Below are 17,234 nucleotides of genomic sequence, written 5' to 3'. Positions count from 1 at the left end.
CCAGCGGGCGGTGGCGGCCGGGTCGGTGCCGTCGCGCAGCCGGCGCCAGCGGGCGGGCAGGTCGTCCCCGGTCCCGCCCAGCGTGTCCTCGCCGAGGATCGCCACCACCTGGGCGGCCCGGTCGGCGCCGACCCGGGGCGCGCCGTCCAGCAGGGCGCGCGCCAGCCGGGGATGCGTGCCCGCCGCCGCGACCGCCCGTCCCCGCGCGGTGATCCGGCCGTCGTGGTCCACCGCGCCGAGCGTGGTCAGCGTCTCCCGCGCCACCGTGAGCGCGGCCGGCGGCGGCGGGTCGGGCAGCGCCAGCCCGGTGCCGTCCGGTGTGCCCCAGGCCGCCAGTTCCAGCGCGAACCCGGTCAGGTCGGCGGTGGCGATCTCCGGTTCGGGCTGCGGGGCGAGCCGTTCGTGCGTCGCCCCCGACCAGCAGCGGTAGACCGCGCCGGGCGCCTCCCGTCCGGCCCGGCCGGCGCGCTGGGTGGCCCCGGCCCGCGACACCGGCACCGTGACCAGCGCGCCCAGCCCTCGGGCCAGGTCGGTGCGGGGTACCCGGCTCAGTCCGGCGTCCACCACCACCCGGACGCCGGGGACGGTCAGGCTGCTCTCCGCCACCGCCGTCGCGAGCACCACGCGCCGTCCGGCGGCCGGGGTGAGCGCCGCGTCCTGGGCGGGCCCGGGCAGCCGTCCGTGCAGGGGCAGCACCGCGAGGTCGCGCAGGTCGGCCAGGCGGCGCGCGACGGCGCCGATCTCACCCGCGCCGGGCAGGAAGACGAGCACGTCACCGTCGCGTTCGCGCAGCGCCCGGCGGACCGTGGCCGCCACGTGGTCGAGCAGCGCCGGGTCGACCCGGCCGGCGCCGGGCGGCGTCACCGGGCGCGGCGGTGGTGCCCACACCCGCTCGACCGGGTGCAGCGCGGCCTCGGCGCGTACCACGGGGGCGGGATCGCCGACGCCGAGCAGCGCGGCGAACCGGTCGGTCTGCGGGGTGGCCGACATCGCCAGCAGCCACAGGTCGGGGCGCAGCGTCGCGCGGGCCTCGACGCTGAACGCCAGCGCCAGGTCGGCGTCGAGGTGCCTTTCGTGGCACTCGTCGAGCAGTACCGCGTCCACGCCGGGCAGTTCCGGGTCGTGGTGCAGGCGGCGGACCAGCAGGCCGGTGGTGACCACCTCGACCCGGGTACGCGGGCCGGTCCGGCGCTCGCCGCGCACCGCGTACCCGATCCGGCCGCCGACCCGCTCGCCGAGCAGGGCGGCCATCCGGTGCGCGGCGGCGCGGGCGGCGACCCGCCGGGGCTGGGCGATCACCACGCGGCCGGGGACCGCGTCGGCGACCGCGAGCGGTGCGGTGGTGGTCTTGCCGGTGCCCGGCGGCGCCACCAGGACGGCGGCGCCGCGCTCGCGCAGCGCGCCGACGAGCGCCGGCAGGACCGGGCGGACCGGCAGGTCGAGCGGGATGTCGGCGAGCACGGCCCCACTCTCGCACCGCGCCGCCGGACGGTCCGCGCTGCCCCCGGAACGCGGAACGGCCCGGCCGGCGCACCGCCGACCGGGCCGGGTGGCCGCCGCGCCGGGTCCGCCGACCCGGCCGCAACCCCCTTTGCTAGTACGTTCCGTCGAGCTGACCGCGCAGCTTGGTCAGGGCCCGGGCCAGCAGCCGGGACACGTGCATCTGCGAGACGCCGATCTGCTCGGCGATCTGCGACTGGGTCAGGTTGCCGTAGAAGCGCAGCGTGAGGATCTTCTGCTCGCGCTGGTCGAGCGTGGCGAGCGCCGGGCCGAGGGCGACGCGCATCTCGGCCAGCTCGAACTCGCCGTCCTCGCCGCCGAGCAGGTCGCCCAGCTCGGTGGCCCGCTCGCCGTCGCCGGTCGGGGTGGACAGCGACACCGCGTTGTAGGCGCGGGCGCCCTCCAGGCCCTCCAGCACCTCCTCCTCGGTGAGCTTGAGGTGGGCGGCGATGTCGGCGACCGTGGGCGAGCGGCCGAGCGTCTGGAGCAGCGTGCTGTTGGCGTCGGAGATCGCCAGGCGCAGCTCCTGGAGCCGGCGGGGCACCCGGATGTCCCAGGTGCGGTCGCGGAAGTGGCGCTTCAGCTCGCCGATGATGGTGGGGATGGCGTAGCCGGCGAAGTCGACGCCGCGCGACGGGTCGAACTTGTCGATCGCCTTGATCAGGCCGATCGCCGCGGTCTGTGCCAGGTCGTCGTTGGGTTCGCCGCGGCCGCTGTAGCGGTGGGCCAGGTGGTTCGCCAGCGGCAGCCACGCCTCGATGGCGCGGTCGCGCAGCGCGGGCCGGGACGGGTGGCCGGCCGGCAGCGCGGCCATGGCGGCGAGCAGGTCGGCGGCGCTGTCGGTGAGCGAGCGGGGGTCGAGCTTCGCGGAGCCGGCCGGCGTGGTCGCCGGGGCGCTGGTCGTGGGAGCGGTCATGGGTGGTCCTCCCTGCACCTCGTCCACGGAAGAAAAAAGACGTGACGCTCAGGTTTAGGTGTCGGTAGTACGTTCGGAAGCCACCATAGCCCGATCGTGCTGCGGAAATCTAGCCGAAAGTACGATGTACTTAAGGTGTGACGGGGTATGGACCTCGTTTTTCCGGGCATAGCGCGCCCCGATCGGTCAACGAAGAATCCGACAGGTGGTCGATGTGTCGGCTTTCTGTCGTTGTCCCGCCGACGGGACCGCCCGTAGCGTCCGTAGCGACACGTCAACGGAGGCATCGTGCTGGATCCCGCCGCGCCGCAACTCGTCATCAACGCCCGGACGCTGCTGTTCAGCTGGCTCCCGGCGGACCCCGGCGCGGTCGAGACCCTGCTGCCCGCCGGTCTGCGCCCGCACCCGCAGCGTCAGGTGTTCGTCAACCAGTACGTGGTCGACGACGAGACGCAGACCTCCGGCTTCGGCGCGTACTCGCTCACCTACCTGGGTGTCTCACTGGCGGACATGGATCCGCCCGACGGCGAGACGCCGGGTGGCTGGTGGACGCACTATCTCGCCTCCAGTGAGCGGGTCCGGCGGTACGCCGCCGCGCGGGGCGCACCCGCCGCCGCCGGGGAGACCCGCCTGGACCTGCGGGGCGGCCGGCTCACCGCCGAGACCCGGGCCGCCGACGACACGCTGCTGATCCGGGTCACCGCCCGGGTCGGGCACACCGGCACCGAGGCGCACATGGGCCACCACCGCTACCTCACCCGCAACGACGGCGAGCTGATCGTCACCGACTATCCGTACGTGGCCGAGCCGGTGTCACCGTTCGAGGTCGAGTCGGTGGAGTTCCCGGCGCCGGAGCACCCGGTCCACGCGCTGCGGCCGGCCAACCCGCTGCACGTGTGCTGGGGCTTCTACTCGCCGCGCGTGTCGTTCGCGTACCCGGCCCGCCCGAACGTGCCGGACGAGCCGGACGAGCCGGCGGACCTTCACCAGGTGCCGGCCCGGCGCGCTCGCAGCGGCCTGCCGTCCGGGTCGTAGACCAGCCGGTACGCGGGCAGCGCCCAGAGCCGCGTACGCCAGGGCAACCGCTCCGGGCGGTGCGGCCGCAACCGGCCCGGCGGACGGGGACCGGCCCGGCCCCCGGCGTGCCAGCGCTCCAGCTCATCCGCCGCCGCGGTGATCGCCGCGACCGCGTCCGCCGGGTCCAGCAGGTCGTCGTCCTGCGCGCCGCCGGGATCGCGGTCCAGGTGTTCGCGCCACAGCCGCAGCCGCAGGTCGCGGGCGAACACCCGGGCCCCGTCGCCCAGCCCCGCCGGATCGGCCGGCGCCCGCTCGTCGCGGGTGTCGTCGAGCACCGCGCAGGACAGCTCGCTGTCGTGCGTCCAGGACCGGCGGTTGAAGTTGTCGCTGCCCACGCTGGCCCACACGTCGTCCACCACGCAGACCTTCGCGTGCACGTAGACCGGCGTGCCGTCGTGGTTCTCCACGTCGAACACGTGCACCCGCTCCGGCGCGGCCCGGTGGCACAGCGACAGCGCCTGCTCCCGGCCGACCATGTTCGGCGGCAGCGCGAGCCGGCCGTCCACGTCCGGATGCCGGGGCACGACCGCCACCAGGTGCAGGTCCGGGTGCTCCTGCAACGCCTGCGCGAACAGTTCGGCCACCTCGGTCGACCAGAGGTACTGGTCCTCCAGGTAGATCAGCCGCCGGGCCCGGCGTACCGCCTTGGTGTAGCCGCGGGCCACTGTGCGCTCGCCGTCCGGGGCGAACGAGTAGCGGGGCCGCACCGCCGGGTAGGTGCGTAGCACCTGCACGTGGTGCGGCCCGCACGGCGGCGGGTCGGCGGGCTGCGCGGGCAGCGGGTCCGGGCGCAGGTCGGAGCCGCGCAGCCGGTCCCGCAGGTACGCCATCGGGTTCTCCGAGTCCAGCGGCATCGGGTCGGTCCACCGCTCCCGGAAGGTGGTGTCGAGCGCGCCGACCACCGGCCCGCGCACGGCCAGCTGCACGTCGTGCCAGGGCGGCGTGGGGCCGTACCGGGGGGACATGCCCACCGGCTGCGGGTCGCCCGCGTGGCCGGCGTCGTCGCGGCGGCTGTGGCACAGGTCGATGCCGCCGGCGAAGGCGATGTCGCGGCTCGGGTCGCCGGGCCGGCGCAGCACCACGAGCTTCTGGTGGTGCGAGCCGCCGCGCCGGACCCGCTGGTCGAGCAGCACCTCGCCGCCGGCCGCGCGGATCGCCGCGCTGAGGTCGCGGTTCTCCGCCTCGCTGTAGGAGAGCGTGTCGAGGTGGGAGCGCCAGAGCAGGCCCTTGACGATGACGCCGCGCTGGGCGGCCTGCGCGAACAACTGCGCCACCGTGGGGCCGTCCGGGCGCATCCGCTCGTCCGGGTCACCACGCCAGTCGGTGAAGAACAGATGGTCGCCCGCGGACAGCGCCTCCACCTCGCTGACCAGGCGGTCGAAGTACGCGGCACCGTGAATCAACGGCTCGGCGAGGTTTCCATCGGCCCAGACGGGTAACTCAGACCCCGGGTTGGCGCGTTCCTGTGCGGTGAGGAACCAGTCCCGCAGAGTCACGTTCCACCCCCCGAGGTCGACGACGTCCTCACACGGTAGGACCCCCGGCAGGGCCCCGCACGTCGAGCAGCAGGTCGGCGTCGGTGCCGCGCGTCAGGGGTGCGCCGGACCCCTGGATCGCGATACCGAGGAGGCACCGACATGCCCGCCGAGACGACGAACACCGTGACCGACCGCGACCAGGCGGTGGAGGGGGAGCGGGGTGCGCTGGTGGCGGTCCTGTTGATGGTGATCCTCGGGGTGGCCGGGATCTTCGCCGTCTCCTGAGACCGCGGCCGGGCGCCCCGGCGAACCGGGGCGCCCGTAGCAGGTCAGGGCCGGTCGCCCTGGCCGTCGGTGTGCGGCACCCGCCCGGTCGGGATCACCCCGAGCCGGCCGGCCTGGAAGTCCTCGACCGCCTGGATCAGCTCGGCGCGGGTGTTCATCACGAACGGGCCGTAGTGCGCCACCGGCTCGCGGATCGGCTGGCCGCCCATCAGGTAGAGCTCCAGCGCCGGGGTGTTGGAGTCCTGCGTCCGGTCGGCGGTGATCCGCAACGCCTCACCGGGCCCGTGCACGGCGAGCTGGCCGAGGTGGATCGGCCGCCGGTCGGTGCCGACGGTGCCGCGGCCGGCCAGCACGTACACCAGCGCGTTGAAGTCCGACCGCCACGGCAGGCTCAGCTCGGCGCCGGGCTGCAACGTGACGTGCGCGATGGTGATCGGCGTGTGCGTCGAGCCCGGACCCTGGTGCCCGGCGACCTCACCCGCGATGACCCGGATCAGGCCGCCGCCGTCGGGCGTGGTCAGCAGCGCCGACTCCCGGCCGCGGATGTCCTGGTAGCGGGGCGCGCTCATCTTGGCGACGCTGGGCAGGTTGACCCAGAGCTGCAGGCCGTGGAACAGCCCGCCGCTCATCACCAGGTGCTCCGGCGGCGCCTCGATGTGGAGCAGGCCACTGCCGGCAGTCATCCACTGGGTGTCGCCGTCGGTGATGGTGCCGCCGCCACCAGTCGAGTCCTGGTGGTCCATGATCCCGTCGATCATGTAGGTCACCGTCTCGAAGCCGCGGTGCGGGTGCCAGGAGGTGCCCTTCGGCTCGCCCGGCGCGTAGTCGACCTCGCCCATCTGGTCGAGGTGGATGAACGGGTCCAGCTCGGTCATCGGCACGCCGGCGAAGGCCCGGCGGACCGGGAAGCCCTCGCCCTCGTACCCGCTGGGTGCGGTGGTGACCCGGCGGACCGAGCGGTATTCGGTGGCCTCGCCGAGCTTCGGCAGGCGGGGCAGGACGAGGACGTCGTCGACGGTGATCGCGGGCATCGCGGGGCTCCTTAGTTGTCGGCCGGGGTGGACGACGCGGTGCGGTCGGCGTGCAGGCGCCGGCCGAGCCGCTCGAAGACCCGGGTGAGGCAGGCGACCTCGGCGTCGTCGAGGTCGTCGATCAGGTGGGCGCGCACGGAGCGCAGGTGGTGCGGCGCGGCCTCGCGCAGGGCGAGCAGGCCGGCGGCGGTGAGCACGGCTTCGCTGCCGCGCCGGTCCGCCGGACACGCCTCCTTCGCCACCAGGCCGCGCTTCTGCATCGTGGTGATCTGGTAGGTCAGCCGGCTCGGCGAGAACACCAGCCGGTCGGCCAGGTCACCCATGCGTCTCCGCTGGCCGGGCGCCTCGGAGAGCAGCACCAGCACGTGGTAGTCGGCGAAGCTCAGGTCGCTGTCGGCGCGCAGGTCGTCCTCGAGCCGGGTGAACAGCCGCTGGCTCGACTCGATGTACGCGCGCCAGCAGGCCATCCGCTCGGCGTCCAGGCTCTCCGTCATGGTTCCGAGAGTAGCACTATTTAAAATTTAAACAAGCTCTCCTGCCGCGGGGGCCTATGCTCCGTCGTAGACCTCCTTCAAACCTGAAGATATGACCCGGCTAGGGTCGGGGGATGGACGATCTCGACCTGCTCGACTGGCGGGAGCGGGTGGCCCGGCTCTACCTGTCCGACCTCGACCTGGCCGGATTCCGGGCCGCGCGCGACGAGCTGTTCCGCACCCACCCCAGCAGCCCGGTGCCGCCCGCCGACCGGCCCGGCTTCACCGGACTGCGCTGGTACCCGCCCGACCCGTCGGCGGTGGTCGAGGCGCCGCTGCGCCAGGCCTCCGGCGAGCTGCGCATCGACACCGGCGGTCCGGACGGTGTGGTCGCGTACCGGCGGGTGGCGGTCGCCGAGACGCCGTGGGGGCCGCTGACGCTCTGGTGGATCGAGGCGTACGGGGGCGGGCTGTTCCTGCCGCTGCGCGACGGCACCTGCGGCGACGGCTCGTACGGCGGGGGCCGGTACCTCACCGACACGGTCAAGGGCACCTTCGGCCGGGGCCTGACGGTGCTCCCCGGCGACCGGGTCCGGCTGGACGCCAACTACCTCTACAACCCCAGCTGCGCCTACGACGACAGGTGGGCCTGCCCGCTGGCCCCGCCGGAGAACCGGGTGGACGTGCCGCTGCGGGCCGGGGAGCGGGCGTACCACTGACGCGGCGAGGGAGGACCCCGGGCGGGGCCCTCCCTCTATGTCGCGTACCGCCGGTCAGCGGGCGGTGGCGCCGGTCGGTGTCAGGTGCATCCGGCTGAGCAACTGCTGAGCCTGACCGGCCATCTCCGCGTCCACAGTCACCGCGTACTGCGCGGCACGCAGTGAACTGGCCGACGTGAAGTCACGCTGCCCACCGCTCATGGCGTGCGCCACAGCGCCGAACACCGCACCCCAGATCGCGCCGATCACCAGCCCGACCAGGATCACCGCCAGCCAGTTGCCGGCGGTGAAGATGCCGAACAACAAGCCGATGAACAAGCCGAACCAGGCGCCGGTGCCGGCCCCGAGCAGGGCCGCCCGGCCCGTGGTGAGCCGTCCCATAACGGTCTCCACGAGCGTGAGGTCCGTACCGACGATCGAGGTACGTTCCACCGGGAACCGGTTGTCGGCCAGATAGTCCACCACGCGCTGGGCGGACGGATAGTCCGGGTACGAGCCGATAGTGACGGTCGGTGCCCCGGCCTGCGGGCCGTGCCCGTCCCCGCTCGGCGGAGTCGGGCGACCGCCCGGGCCGGACGGGAGGTTGTCGCTGCCCGGCATTCCGGGTTGCCAGGCCGCGGTCGGAGTCGAGGGTCTGGTCATGAGCATCCTCCTTCGTCAACCCACCGCGTTCCCGGCGCCGGGCAGCGGTAACGCACCGGCCCGGACCGATGTGGCGAGGCATGCCGGTGCCCCGGGCCGGGTAGCCACACCCGTGCCGACCCGACACATCAGCGAGCACGGCTTCCTCGCCGACGGGCGCAGCGCGGCGCTGATCGACCGCGACGGCTCGGTCAACTGGTGGTGCCCGCCCCGGTTCGACGCGCCGTCGGTGTTCGGGCGGCTGCTCGACTCCGACGCCGGGCACTGGAGCATCCGCCCCGAGGGCACGGCCACCAGCACGCGGTCCTACCTGGACGACACGCTGGTGCTGCGTACCGTCTTCACCACGGCGACCGGCACGGTCGCCGTCACCGACGCGCTGGCGCTGGAGCACGGCGCGCGTGGTCACGACATCGGGATGCGCTCGCCGCGGGTGCTCGCCCGGCTGGTCGAAGGGCTCACCGGCGAGGTGCCGATGCGCGTCGAGTACGCGCCGCGCTTCGAGTACGGCCGGGTCGGCGCCTACCTCACCGAGCACGACGGGGTGGTGGCCGCCACCGCCGGCGCCTGCCGGCTGGAACTGCGCGCCGACGTCCCGCTGACAGTCGCCGAGGGGGCCGCCGCCGGACGGTTCACCGCCCGCGCCGGCAGCGTCCACCGCTTCACCCTCGGGTACGCCCCGACGTACGCCGGCGCCGCACCGGCGCTGCCGGACGCCGCCGAGGTGGTGGCCGGGACGGTCGCCGGCTGGCGGTCCTGGTCGGCGCTGCACGACTACCAGGGCGAGTACCGCGACGAGGTGCGGCGCAGCGCGCTCGCGGTACAGGGCATGACGTACGCGCCGAGCGGCGCCGTCGTCGCGGCGGCCACCACGTCGGTGCCGGAGAGGGTCGGCGGCGACCGCAACTACGACTACCGCTACGTGTGGCTGCGCGACTTCAGCCTCACGCTCCAAGCGCTGTGGCGGGCGGCCTGCCCGGACGAGGCGGACCGGCAGTTCACCTGGGTGGCGCGGGCGATGGGCCGGATCGGCGACGAGCCGGTGCCGATCATGTACGGCGTCGAGGGGGAGCGGGATCTCACCGAGCACGACCTCGACCACCTGGCCGGGTACGAGCACAGCCGCCCGGTGCTGGTCGGCAACGACGCCTGGCGGCAGCGGCAGAACGACGTGCTGGGCGAGGTGCTCGACGCCGCCTGGCTGATGCGGTACTACCTCGACCCGATGTCGCCGGAGGTCCGGGACCTGCTGCGGACGCTCGCCGACCAGGCCGAGCGCGGCTGGCACCGGCCCGACGCGGGGATGTGGGAGGGGCGTGGTCCGGAGCGGCACTACGTGTCGTCGAAGGTGGAGTGCTGGACCGCGCTGGACCGGGCGGTCCGGTTCGGCTCCCGCATCGGCGAGCCCGCCGACGTGGCACGCTGGGCCGCCGCGCGCGACCGGATCCGGGCGACGGTGCTCACCCACGGCTGGAACGAGCGGGTCGGCGCGTACACCGGGGCGTTCGGCTCCGACGACCTGGACGCCTCGGTGCTGGTCATGCCGCTTGTCGGTTTCCTGCCGGCGAACGATCCGCGGATGCGCGCCACGATGGACGTGCTGGAGCGGCGGCTGTCCCGCGACGGGCTGCTGCGCCGCTGGGACGGCGACCCGGCCGGTTTCGTGATCTGCTCGTTCTGGCTGGCCGCCTGCCTGGCCGAGGCGGGGGAGCTGGACCGGGCCCGGCGGCTGTTCGAGCGGCTGGCCGCCCGCACCAACGACCTCGGCCTGTACGCCGAGCAGATCGACCAGGACACCGGCGAGCAGGTCGGCAACTTCCCGCAGGCGTACTCGCACATCGGCCTGATCATCGCCGCCGGCCGCATCACCGACGCCGCCGCCGCATCTTCGCGTCGATCATGAGGTTGACGGCGAAGTCGATCTCCCTGAGTGCCGCCAACTTCATGATCGACCCGGGGAAGCGGGGGTGGGGGAGGATGAGGGGGTGGAACTGGTCGTGATGGCGGACACGCATGTGCCCAAGCGGGCGCGGGATCTTCCGGGGGCGCTGTGGGGGGCCGTCGAGGCCGCGGATGTCGTGGTGCACGCGGGGGACTGGGTGGACGTGGCGCTGCTGGACGCGCTGGAGGAGCGGTCGCGCCGCCTGGTCGGCGTGTACGGCAACAACGACGGGCCGGAGTTGCGCGCCCGGCTGCCCGAGGTGGCCCGCGTCGAACTGGACGGCCTGCGCGTCGCAGTGGTGCACGAGACCGGCCCGAAGACCCGCCGCGAGGAGCGCTGCGCCGCCGCGTACGGCGACTGCGACCTGCTCGTCTTCGGACACTCGCACATCCCCTGGGACACCGTCGCCCCCGGTGGCCTGCGCCTGCTCAACCCCGGCTCACCCACCGACCGGCGGGCGCAGCCGTACGCCACCTACCTGACCGCGCGGGTGGCGGCGGGGCGGCTCGACCGGGTCGAACTGCACCGCCTGCCCCCGCGCTGACCTCAGCGGCCCCGGCCGGTCTCCGCCTGGAGCTCGTCGATCCGCCGGGACGCCTCGGCCTTGGTCAGGCCCTCCGGCACCGGCTCGCCCGCCTCCTGGGCCAGGGTGTGCAGGTACGACTCCTGGGCGGCGGTGGGCGGCTCGTCGCCGGTGACCCAGTCGTCCGGGTCCTTGACGGCGGCGTCCGGATTCACGTTCCTGCCGCTGGTGTTGGCGCGCTCGGCCATGCTGATCACCTCTCCTCGAACAGGTGTACCACTACCCCCGGCCCGGCGGGTTCATGCCGCCCGCCGCCTACGATCACCTGGTGACGGCGGAGCGGGCGGGCGTGGTGGTGGTCGGCGCGGGCATCGCCGGGGTGGCGTGCGCGACCGAGTTGGCGCGGGCCGGCATCCCGGTGCGGGTACGCGAACGGGCCCGGGTCACCGGCGGTCGGATGGCCAGCAAGCGCTTCGACGGCCGCCCGGCCGACCTGGGCGCCGCGTACTTCACCGTGGACGACGCGGACTTCGCCGCCGTGGTGGACCGGTGGCGGGACGCCGGGCTGGCGCGGGAGTGGACCGACACGCTCGTCGCGTACGGGCCGCGCGGACGCGAGCCGGTCACCGGCCCGATGCGCTGGGCCGCGCCGCGCGGACTGCGCTCGCTCGTCGAACACCTCGCCGTCGACCTGCCGGTGACGCACGACCGGCTGGTGATGACAGTCGATCCCGGCCCCCGGGTGGACGGCACCGCTGCCGAGGCCGTCGTGCTCGCCATGCCCGGCCCGCAGGCCGCGCTGCTGCTGGACCCGGCGCTGGCCGAGGCGACCCGGGCGGTCGCCGCGCAGCGCTGGTCGTCGGCGCTGACCGGGGTGCTGCACTTCCCGGCCCGCCGCTGGGCGGACTTCCGTGGCGCGTTCGTCAACGACCATCCCGTGCTCAGCCTGGTCTGCGACGACGGCGACCGGCGCGGCGACGGCGCGCCGGTGCTCGTCGCGCACACCACCGCCGGGTTCGCCGCCGGGCACCTGCTCCAGCCCACCGCCGCCCGCCCGGCCATCGAGCAGGCGGTCCGCGACCTGCTCGGACTCCCCGAGCCGGCGGTGTCGGGCCACGTGCACCGCTGGACGTACGCGTCCCCGGCCGCGCACGCCGGGAGCGCCACGTTCCACCTGGACGACGACGGCATCGGCCTGGCCGGTGACGCGTTCGGCCGCCCGCGCGTGCAGACCGCCTGGCGCTCCGGCCGGGACCTGGGCCGCGCGCTCGCCGCCCGGCTGGGCTGAGAACCCGGCCAAGGCCGGTCAGCCGGTGGCCCCCACCGGTTGCGCCGCCGACCCGGCCCGCGTGTCCTCGCCGGTGCGTTCGCCCTCCCGGTCCAGCAACTGCATGACCGGTGTCGCGGCGATCCCGTGCGCCACCACCGACACCACCACCACGAGACCGACAGTGGCCCAGACCAGATCCGCCTGCGGGAAGTCGGTCTTGCTGGTGGCGTACGCCAGGTAGTAGAACGAGCCGACGCCGCGGATGCCGAACAGCGAGATCACCCAGTGCTCGGCCGGTCTGCCCGGCGCACCGCGCAGCGACAGCCACCCGGCCAGCGGCCGGATCACCAGCACCAGGGCCAGCCCGGCCAGTGCCGCCGGCCAGGTCAGCGGCGCGAGCAGCCCGCCGATCACGGCCCCGCCGAACAGCAGCAGCAACAGCACCGTGAGCAGCCGCTCCACCTGCTCGGCGAAGTCGTGCAGCACTGAGTGGAACTCGTGCGTACGCTCGGCGGCCCGGATCGCGCGGGCAGCCACGAACACGGCCAGGAAGCCGTACCCGCCGATCACCTCGACCAGCCCGTACGCGAGGAACGTCGCGGCCAGCGCGAGGAAGCCCTCGGAGTGCTTGGCCAGCCGCAGCTTGCTCGGGGCGCGGAAGAACAGCTTGCCGAGCAGCCAGCCGACGAGCAGCCCGCCACCAACCCCGGCGGCGAGCTTGTAGAGCACGTCCACGGCGAACCACTCGGCGAGCCAGCCGGACGGCGCGAGCCCGGTGGTGGCGATCGCGATGGCCGCGTACACGAACGGGAAGGCGAGCCCGTCGTTCAGGCCCGCCTCCGAGGTGAGCGCGAAGCGCACCTCGTCCTCCGAGTCCTCCACATCGGTCGGTTCGCCCACCTGCACGTCGGAGGCGAGCACCGGGTCGGTGGGCGCGAGCGCCGCGCCGAGCAGCAGCGCCGCGGCCGGCACCAGACCGGCCCACCACCAGCCGAGCAGCGCCACCGCGGCGATGCACAGCGGCATGGCGATCGCCAGCAGCCGCCACGTCGACGACCAGCGGGCCCAGCTCAACGGGCGGTCGATCTTCAGGCCGGCGCCCATCAGCGCGACGATCACCCCGACCTCGGTGAGGTGGGTGGTCAGTTCCGGCCAGCGCAGCGGGTCAGGTGTGGGCAGACCGGTGGGCAGTACGAACACGAGCATGCCGAGCCCGAGGAACGCGATCGGCATCGACAGCGGCCGTCGCTCCAGGATCCGGGGCAGCACCCCGGCCAGCAGCGCACCGACGCCCAGCAGAGCGAACGCGACATCGACCGGTTCCACGACACCACCCTTCGGTCGCCCGTGGACCGGGCGGCGGAGTCCAGCAGTGCCCCGAAGCGGGCCCGGTTAAGCGTGCGCGTGCCCGTCGATCGGACGGGCCGGTCAGCCGAGCGTGGCGATGGCGCTGTCCGGCAGGGCGTCCAGCAGCGCCGCCGGGTCGTCGTAGACCGCCACCGCGCCCGCGCCGGCCAGCTCCGCCCGGCCGGTGCCACCGCAGGTCAGCCCGATGCAGGGGATGTCCAGCTTGCCGGCGGCGGCCACGTCCCAGACCGAGTCGCCGACGAACACCACCCGCTCGGCGGCCAGCCCCGACTGGTCCAGCGCGGCGACCAGGATGTCCGGCGCCGGCTTGCTCTCCTGCGCGTCGGCCGACGAGGTGACCGAGTCGATCACGTCGTCCGCGTCCAGCGCGGCCCGCAGCGCCGTCACCTCGTGCTCGGCGGCCGAGGTCGCCAGCACCACCCGCAGCCCGCGCTCCGCGCAGGCGCGCAGCAGTTCCCGCGCCCCGGGCAGCGGCGCCAGCCGCTCCCAGTACTCCGCGTACAGCGCGTCGTGCGCGTCGCGCAGCCGGCCGTCGGCGTCCCGGTCCCGCTCCGCGCCGAGCAGGTGGTCGAGCAGCTTGTCCGAGCCCATGCCGATGGACCTGTGGATCCGCGCCATCGGCACCCGGTGGTCGGCCTGGCGCAGCGCCTCCCACCAGCTCACCGTGTGCAGGTACGTCGTGTCGACCAGGGTGCCGTCCACGTCGAACAGGACACCGCGTCGCTTGTCGTCGGCCATGTCCGGCTCCTACCCGGCCGGGGCGTCGCCGACGCGCGGCTCACCCGCCGGAATGAGGATCTCGAACCACACAGTCGATCCGCGTACGGTCGGGTCGGTGCCCCACGCGTCGCTCAGCTCCTCGATCAGGCCGAGCCCGCGGCCCCGGCTGCTGAGCGTGTCGGTCTGCGCCCGGGTGACCTGACCCCGGGTGCCCGAGTCGGCCACCGACACCAGCAGCCGCTCCGCGGACAGGTCGACCTCGACCCGGGCGGCGGTGCCGGCGTGCAGCAGCGCGTTCGTGGTCAGCTCGCTGGTGCACAGCACCGCCGCGCCGATCACTGCCTCCGGCACCCGCCACTCGCCGAGCTGCGCGGTCATCCAGTGCCGGACCCGGCTCGGCGCGGTCGGCTCGGCCGGCACCTCCATGCTCGCCGACCGGCTGGGGCGCACCGCGTACTCGACGGCGAGCACCGCCACGTCGTCCTCGGTGGCGCCCGGCACCGACGCGGTCGCCACCGCGCACAGCGCGCGCGGATCGCCGCCGGCCGCCCCGGTCACCGCCGCGCCCAGCCCGGCCATCCCGGCGGCCAGGTCCTGCCAGCGCCGCTCCACCACGCCGTCGCTGTAGAGCAGCAGCGTGTCGCCGGGCCGGAACGGCACGGTGGTGGTACGCGCCCGCCCACCCAGACCCAGCGGAGGAGCGGGCGGCACGTCGACGAACTCGGCCACCGCCGCGCCGGGTCCGGCGCGCCGGATCAGCGGCGCGGGATGACCGGCGCTGGCCAGCGTGACCAGTTCCCGGTCCGCCTCGACCACGCCGAAGACCACTGTCACGAACAGCTCCTGGGTGCCGCCCTCGACGCCGAGGCTGGCGACCAGCCGGTCCAGCCCGTCGAGCACCGCGTCCGGCCGGGAGTCGACCAGGGCGAGCGCGCGCAGCGCGGCGCGTACCTGGCCCATCCGGGCGGCGGCCTGCACGTCGTGCCCGGCCACGTCGCCCAGCACCACACCGAGCGCGCCGGTGGGCAGCAGGAACGCGTCGTAGAAGTCGCCGCCCGCGGCGTTGCCGTCCACGCCCGGGTCGTAGCGCGCGGCGATGCGCAGCCGGGGCAGGTCCGGCAGCCGCTCCGGCAGCATGCTGCGCTGCAACATCTGGGCGGTGCCGTGCTGGGTCTCGAAGCGGCGGGCCCGCTCGGCGGCCTGGCCGACAAGCTCGGCGGACGCGGCCAGCAGCGCCCGTTCCGCCGGCGACCAGGGCCGCGGCGTCCGGTAGCCCACTGTCAGCGAGCCCCGCACCACAGTCGTCCGCAGCGGCAGCGCCGCCAGCGCCCGGATCTTCTCGTCGTGCCGGTCCGCCGCGACGCCGCGCAGCGGCTGCCCGTCGGCGGTGAACGAGGCGACCCCGCTTCGCGCGGTCACCACCGCGGGCAGCGCCGACTCGGCGGACATCCGCCGCCACAGCGGGGGCAGCCGCTCGTCGGCCTCGTCGAGCAGCTCACCGCGGATGCGGCGGACCAGCCGCCACGCGCTGCCCTCGTCCACCGCGAACGACACCCGGTCGGCGTCGAAGGAGTGCAGGCAGTAGCGCAGCGCCACCCGCGCGACGTCGTCGAGCGTGAGCGTGCCGGCCAGCGCCGCCGCGAAGTCGCTCAGGCTCTGCAACTGCTGGGTCAGCTGGGTGGTCTGCGCCGAGACGGTGAGTACGCCGACGATGCGGCCGGCCGAGTCATGGACCGGGCCGTGGCCCCTGGTGAACACGGCCGGCTCGGCCGGGCCCTGCCGGTCGGCCGGCAGCACCGCCTCCCGCTGCAGGAACGGCTCACCGTGCCGGTAGACCCGCTCCAGCACCTCGCCGGCACCCGGGTCGCGCCACACCTCGGCGAACGCCTCGGCCGCCGGCCGCCCCAGCGCCTCCGGGTGCCGGTCGCCGATCAGCTCGGCGTACCCGTCGTTGTAGAAGACCACCAGGTCGTCGCCGAGGAGCAGGGCCATCGGCACCGGGGAGGCGAGCACCACGTCCGCGACGGCGCGGACCGCGGGGTCCCAGGTGTGCGGGGCACCCAGCGGCGTACCGGCCCACGGGTGGGCGGTCCCGGCCGCCTGCCCGCCGACGACGGGATCGGTGGGCGCTCCCGGTGCGGGAGCGGACGGCGTGGGAACCCGACCGACGGTGCCTGGCATGACCGCAGCCTAACCGGAGCGTGGCCGGGCGGTTCCGATCATGCGTCCGTGGCGGATACGGGTGCCGCCAGGCGCGGATGTTCGGGCAGGTCACGGCCGGTTCGGCGGGTCATGTCGGGAAATTGGCCCGGTCCGGCCCGGCGTGCTGCCCAGGTCACCGGGTATGCGGGCGGCGCAGTTCACGCGACAGGAGGGACATCATGCCGAAAACCCTCGCGGTCGGACAGGTCGACATCAGTGCGGCCTGGACCGACTTCTGGAGGTCGGTGCTGCTCTTCGTACCGCGGGCGATCGCGTTCATCGCGATCCTCGTCGTGGGTTGGCTCATCGCCCGAGCCGTCCTCAAAATCGTGGACGCGGCACTGGAACGGGTGGGCTTCGACCGCGCCGTCGAACGCGGCGGCGTCAAACGGGCCCTGGAACGCACCAAGTACGACGCCAGCGACATCCTGGCCAAACTGGCCTACTACGCGGTCCTGCTGTTCACCCTGCAGTTCGCCTTCGGGGTGTGGGGACCGAACGCGATCAGCGACCTGATCCGTGGGGTGGTGTCCTGGCTGCCGCGGGCCTTCGTGGCGATCGTGATCGTGGTGATCGCCGCCGCCATCGCCAACGCCGTCCGGGACCTGATCTCGGGTGCGCTCGGCGGGCTCTCGTACGGCCGGGTGCTGGCCGACGTGACGGCGATCTTCATCCTGGCGCTCGGCATCATCGCCGCGCTGAACCAGGTGGGCATCGCGACCACGGTGACCACGCCGGTGCTCGTGGCGTTCCTCGCCACCGTGGCCGGCATCCTGATCGTCGGTGTCGGTGGTGGTCTGATCAAGCCGATGCAGGACCGCTGGGACGGCTGGCTGCACCGGGCCGCCGAGGAGTCCCGGGCGATCCGGCAGCAGCGGCAGGCGCAGCAGGCCGGCCGCGGCGACTACGAGCGGCGGATGGCCGACCGGGGCGGGCAACCGGCGCCGGCGGCGCCGCAGTCGTCCATGTCGGGCGCGGGCACGTACCGCTCCGGCGAGGCGGGCGACGAGACGCAGCAGTTCCGCCGGCCGAACGGCTGACGGCAACGGGTGACGGGGTGTCCGCGGGGTGATCGCGGGCACCCCGTA

General features: G+C 74.4%; 17 protein-coding genes. 7 read left to right on the top strand and 10 right to left on the bottom strand.

The window, feature by feature from the left end; all coding sequences use genetic code 11:
- Positions 1-1,461 (bottom strand): helicase-related protein (locus AC2CHG_RS07645; RefSeq protein WP_484524429.1); only part of this gene is annotated, 1,461 nt, incomplete at its 3' end.
- A 133-nt stretch (positions 1,462-1,594) separates the two neighbouring features.
- The gene (locus tag AC2CHG_RS07640; protein ID WP_135239312.1) at positions 1,595-2,416 is read right to left on the bottom strand and encodes a SigB/SigF/SigG family RNA polymerase sigma factor; all 822 of its coding nucleotides are present in this window, start codon (positions 2,414-2,416) and stop codon (positions 1,595-1,597) included.
- Between the two features lie 288 nt (positions 2,417-2,704).
- Here AC2CHG_RS07640 and AC2CHG_RS07635 point away from each other — a divergent pair, with 288 nt between their 5' ends.
- Positions 2,705-3,451 (top strand): hypothetical protein, encoded by a 747-nt coding sequence (locus AC2CHG_RS07635; protein WP_484524428.1) that lies wholly within the window; start codon positions 2,705-2,707, stop codon positions 3,449-3,451.
- Here AC2CHG_RS07635 and AC2CHG_RS07630 read toward each other — a convergent pair.
- Positions 3,400-4,989 carry a phospholipase D family protein gene (locus tag AC2CHG_RS07630; protein ID WP_484524427.1) on the bottom strand — a complete coding sequence of 530 codons (1,590 nt, stop codon included), beginning with the start codon at positions 4,987-4,989 and terminating at the stop codon, positions 3,400-3,402. The two genes, AC2CHG_RS07635 and AC2CHG_RS07630, sit on opposite strands and share 52 nt — an antisense overlap.
- A 141-nt stretch (positions 4,990-5,130) precedes the next feature.
- Here AC2CHG_RS07630 and AC2CHG_RS07625 point away from each other — a divergent pair, with 141 nt between their 5' ends.
- A complete protein-coding gene (locus AC2CHG_RS07625) occupies positions 5,131-5,256 on the top strand; it encodes a hypothetical protein (protein ID WP_013285371.1) in 126 nt (41 codons plus the stop codon).
- A gap of 44 nt (positions 5,257-5,300) precedes the next feature.
- Here the strand turns inward: AC2CHG_RS07625 and AC2CHG_RS07620 are convergent, their stop codons facing one another.
- On the bottom strand, positions 5,301-6,287 hold the full coding sequence (locus AC2CHG_RS07620; RefSeq protein WP_355507696.1) for a pirin family protein: 987 nt from the start codon (positions 6,285-6,287) through the stop codon (positions 5,301-5,303).
- Positions 6,288-6,298: 11 nt separating this feature from the next.
- On the bottom strand, positions 6,299-6,781 hold the full coding sequence (locus AC2CHG_RS07615; RefSeq protein ID WP_262012311.1) for a MarR family winged helix-turn-helix transcriptional regulator: 483 nt from the start codon (positions 6,779-6,781) through the stop codon (positions 6,299-6,301).
- Positions 6,782-6,894: 113 nt separating this feature from the next.
- Between AC2CHG_RS07615 and AC2CHG_RS07610 the strand changes: the two genes are divergently transcribed.
- Positions 6,895-7,479, top strand: coding sequence for a DUF1684 domain-containing protein (locus tag AC2CHG_RS07610; RefSeq protein WP_135239317.1), 585 nt, complete (start codon positions 6,895-6,897; stop codon positions 7,477-7,479).
- A 54-nt stretch (positions 7,480-7,533) separates the two neighbouring features.
- Here the strand turns inward: AC2CHG_RS07610 and AC2CHG_RS07605 are convergent, their stop codons facing one another.
- Positions 7,534-8,121, bottom strand: a complete 588-nt coding sequence (locus AC2CHG_RS07605; RefSeq protein WP_366619194.1) for a general stress protein — start codon at positions 8,119-8,121, stop codon at positions 7,534-7,536.
- A gap of 112 nt (positions 8,122-8,233) precedes the next feature.
- Here AC2CHG_RS07605 and AC2CHG_RS07600 point away from each other — a divergent pair, with 112 nt between their 5' ends.
- Complete coding sequence (locus tag AC2CHG_RS07600; protein ID WP_484524426.1) at positions 8,234-10,024, top strand: glycoside hydrolase family 15 protein; 1,791 nt, start codon at positions 8,234-8,236, stop codon at positions 10,022-10,024.
- Positions 10,025-10,106: 82 nt separating this feature from the next.
- Complete coding sequence (locus AC2CHG_RS07595) at positions 10,107-10,607, top strand: metallophosphoesterase family protein (RefSeq protein ID WP_262012314.1); 501 nt, start codon at positions 10,107-10,109, stop codon at positions 10,605-10,607.
- Positions 10,608-10,609: 2 nt separating this feature from the next.
- Here AC2CHG_RS07595 and AC2CHG_RS07590 read toward each other — a convergent pair whose 3' ends face one another.
- Complete coding sequence (locus AC2CHG_RS07590; protein ID WP_135239321.1) at positions 10,610-10,834, bottom strand: DUF3072 domain-containing protein; 225 nt, start codon at positions 10,832-10,834, stop codon at positions 10,610-10,612.
- Positions 10,835-10,887: 53 nt separating this feature from the next.
- Between AC2CHG_RS07590 and AC2CHG_RS07585 the strand changes: the two genes are divergently transcribed.
- Positions 10,888-11,874 (top strand): NAD(P)/FAD-dependent oxidoreductase, encoded by a 987-nt coding sequence (locus tag AC2CHG_RS07585; protein WP_357208688.1) that lies wholly within the window; start codon positions 10,888-10,890, stop codon positions 11,872-11,874.
- Positions 11,875-11,892: 18 nt separating this feature from the next.
- Here the strand turns inward: AC2CHG_RS07585 and AC2CHG_RS07580 are convergent, their stop codons facing one another.
- From AC2CHG_RS07580 to AC2CHG_RS07570, 3 genes are all read right to left on the bottom strand, one after another.
- Positions 11,893-13,182, bottom strand: coding sequence for a cation:proton antiporter (locus AC2CHG_RS07580; protein ID WP_262012315.1), 1,290 nt, complete (start codon positions 13,180-13,182; stop codon positions 11,893-11,895).
- 102 nt (positions 13,183-13,284) lie between these two features.
- A complete protein-coding gene (locus AC2CHG_RS07575) occupies positions 13,285-13,962 on the bottom strand; it encodes an HAD family hydrolase (RefSeq protein ID WP_262012316.1) in 678 nt (225 codons plus the stop codon).
- A gap of 9 nt (positions 13,963-13,971) precedes the next feature.
- Complete coding sequence (locus tag AC2CHG_RS07570) at positions 13,972-16,125, bottom strand: ATP-binding SpoIIE family protein phosphatase (protein WP_484524425.1); 2,154 nt, start codon at positions 16,123-16,125, stop codon at positions 13,972-13,974.
- Positions 16,126-16,325: 200 nt separating this feature from the next.
- Between AC2CHG_RS07570 and AC2CHG_RS07565 the strand changes: the two genes are divergently transcribed.
- On the top strand, positions 16,326-17,186 hold the full coding sequence (locus AC2CHG_RS07565) for a mechanosensitive ion channel family protein (RefSeq protein ID WP_355507706.1): 861 nt from the start codon (positions 16,326-16,328) through the stop codon (positions 17,184-17,186).
- Positions 17,187-17,234 lie beyond the last annotated feature (48 nt).

This window comes from Micromonospora sp. ATLC20 (assembly GCF_057196585.1).
This window is presented reverse-complemented; position numbering and strand designations above follow the sequence as displayed.

Bases quoted from the DNA above. Each gene is read 5' to 3' on its own strand.
- AC2CHG_RS07610 (WP_135239317.1), top strand. From the start codon at position 6,895: ATGGACGATCTCGACCTGCTCGACTGGCGGGAGCGGGTGGCCCGGCTC.
- AC2CHG_RS07570 (WP_484524425.1), bottom strand. From the start codon at position 16,125: ATGCCAGGCACCGTCGGTCGGGTTCCCACGCCGTCCGCTCCCGCACCG.
- AC2CHG_RS07605 (WP_366619194.1), bottom strand. From the start codon at position 8,121: ATGACCAGACCCTCGACTCCGACCGCGGCCTGGCAACCCGGAATGCCG.
- AC2CHG_RS07640 (WP_135239312.1), bottom strand. From the start codon at position 2,416: ATGACCGCTCCCACGACCAGCGCCCCGGCGACCACGCCGGCCGGCTCC.
- AC2CHG_RS07590 (WP_135239321.1), bottom strand. From the start codon at position 10,834: ATGGCCGAGCGCGCCAACACCAGCGGCAGGAACGTGAATCCGGACGCC.
- AC2CHG_RS07615 (WP_262012311.1), bottom strand. From the start codon at position 6,781: ATGACGGAGAGCCTGGACGCCGAGCGGATGGCCTGCTGGCGCGCGTAC.
- AC2CHG_RS07565 (WP_355507706.1), top strand. From the start codon at position 16,326: ATGCCGAAAACCCTCGCGGTCGGACAGGTCGACATCAGTGCGGCCTGG.
- AC2CHG_RS07625 (WP_013285371.1), top strand. From the start codon at position 5,131: ATGCCCGCCGAGACGACGAACACCGTGACCGACCGCGACCAGGCGGTG.
- AC2CHG_RS07575 (WP_262012316.1), bottom strand. From the start codon at position 13,962: ATGGCCGACGACAAGCGACGCGGTGTCCTGTTCGACGTGGACGGCACC.
- AC2CHG_RS07585 (WP_357208688.1), top strand. From the start codon at position 10,888: ATGCCGCCCGCCGCCTACGATCACCTGGTGACGGCGGAGCGGGCGGGC.
- AC2CHG_RS07620 (WP_355507696.1), bottom strand. From the start codon at position 6,287: ATGCCCGCGATCACCGTCGACGACGTCCTCGTCCTGCCCCGCCTGCCG.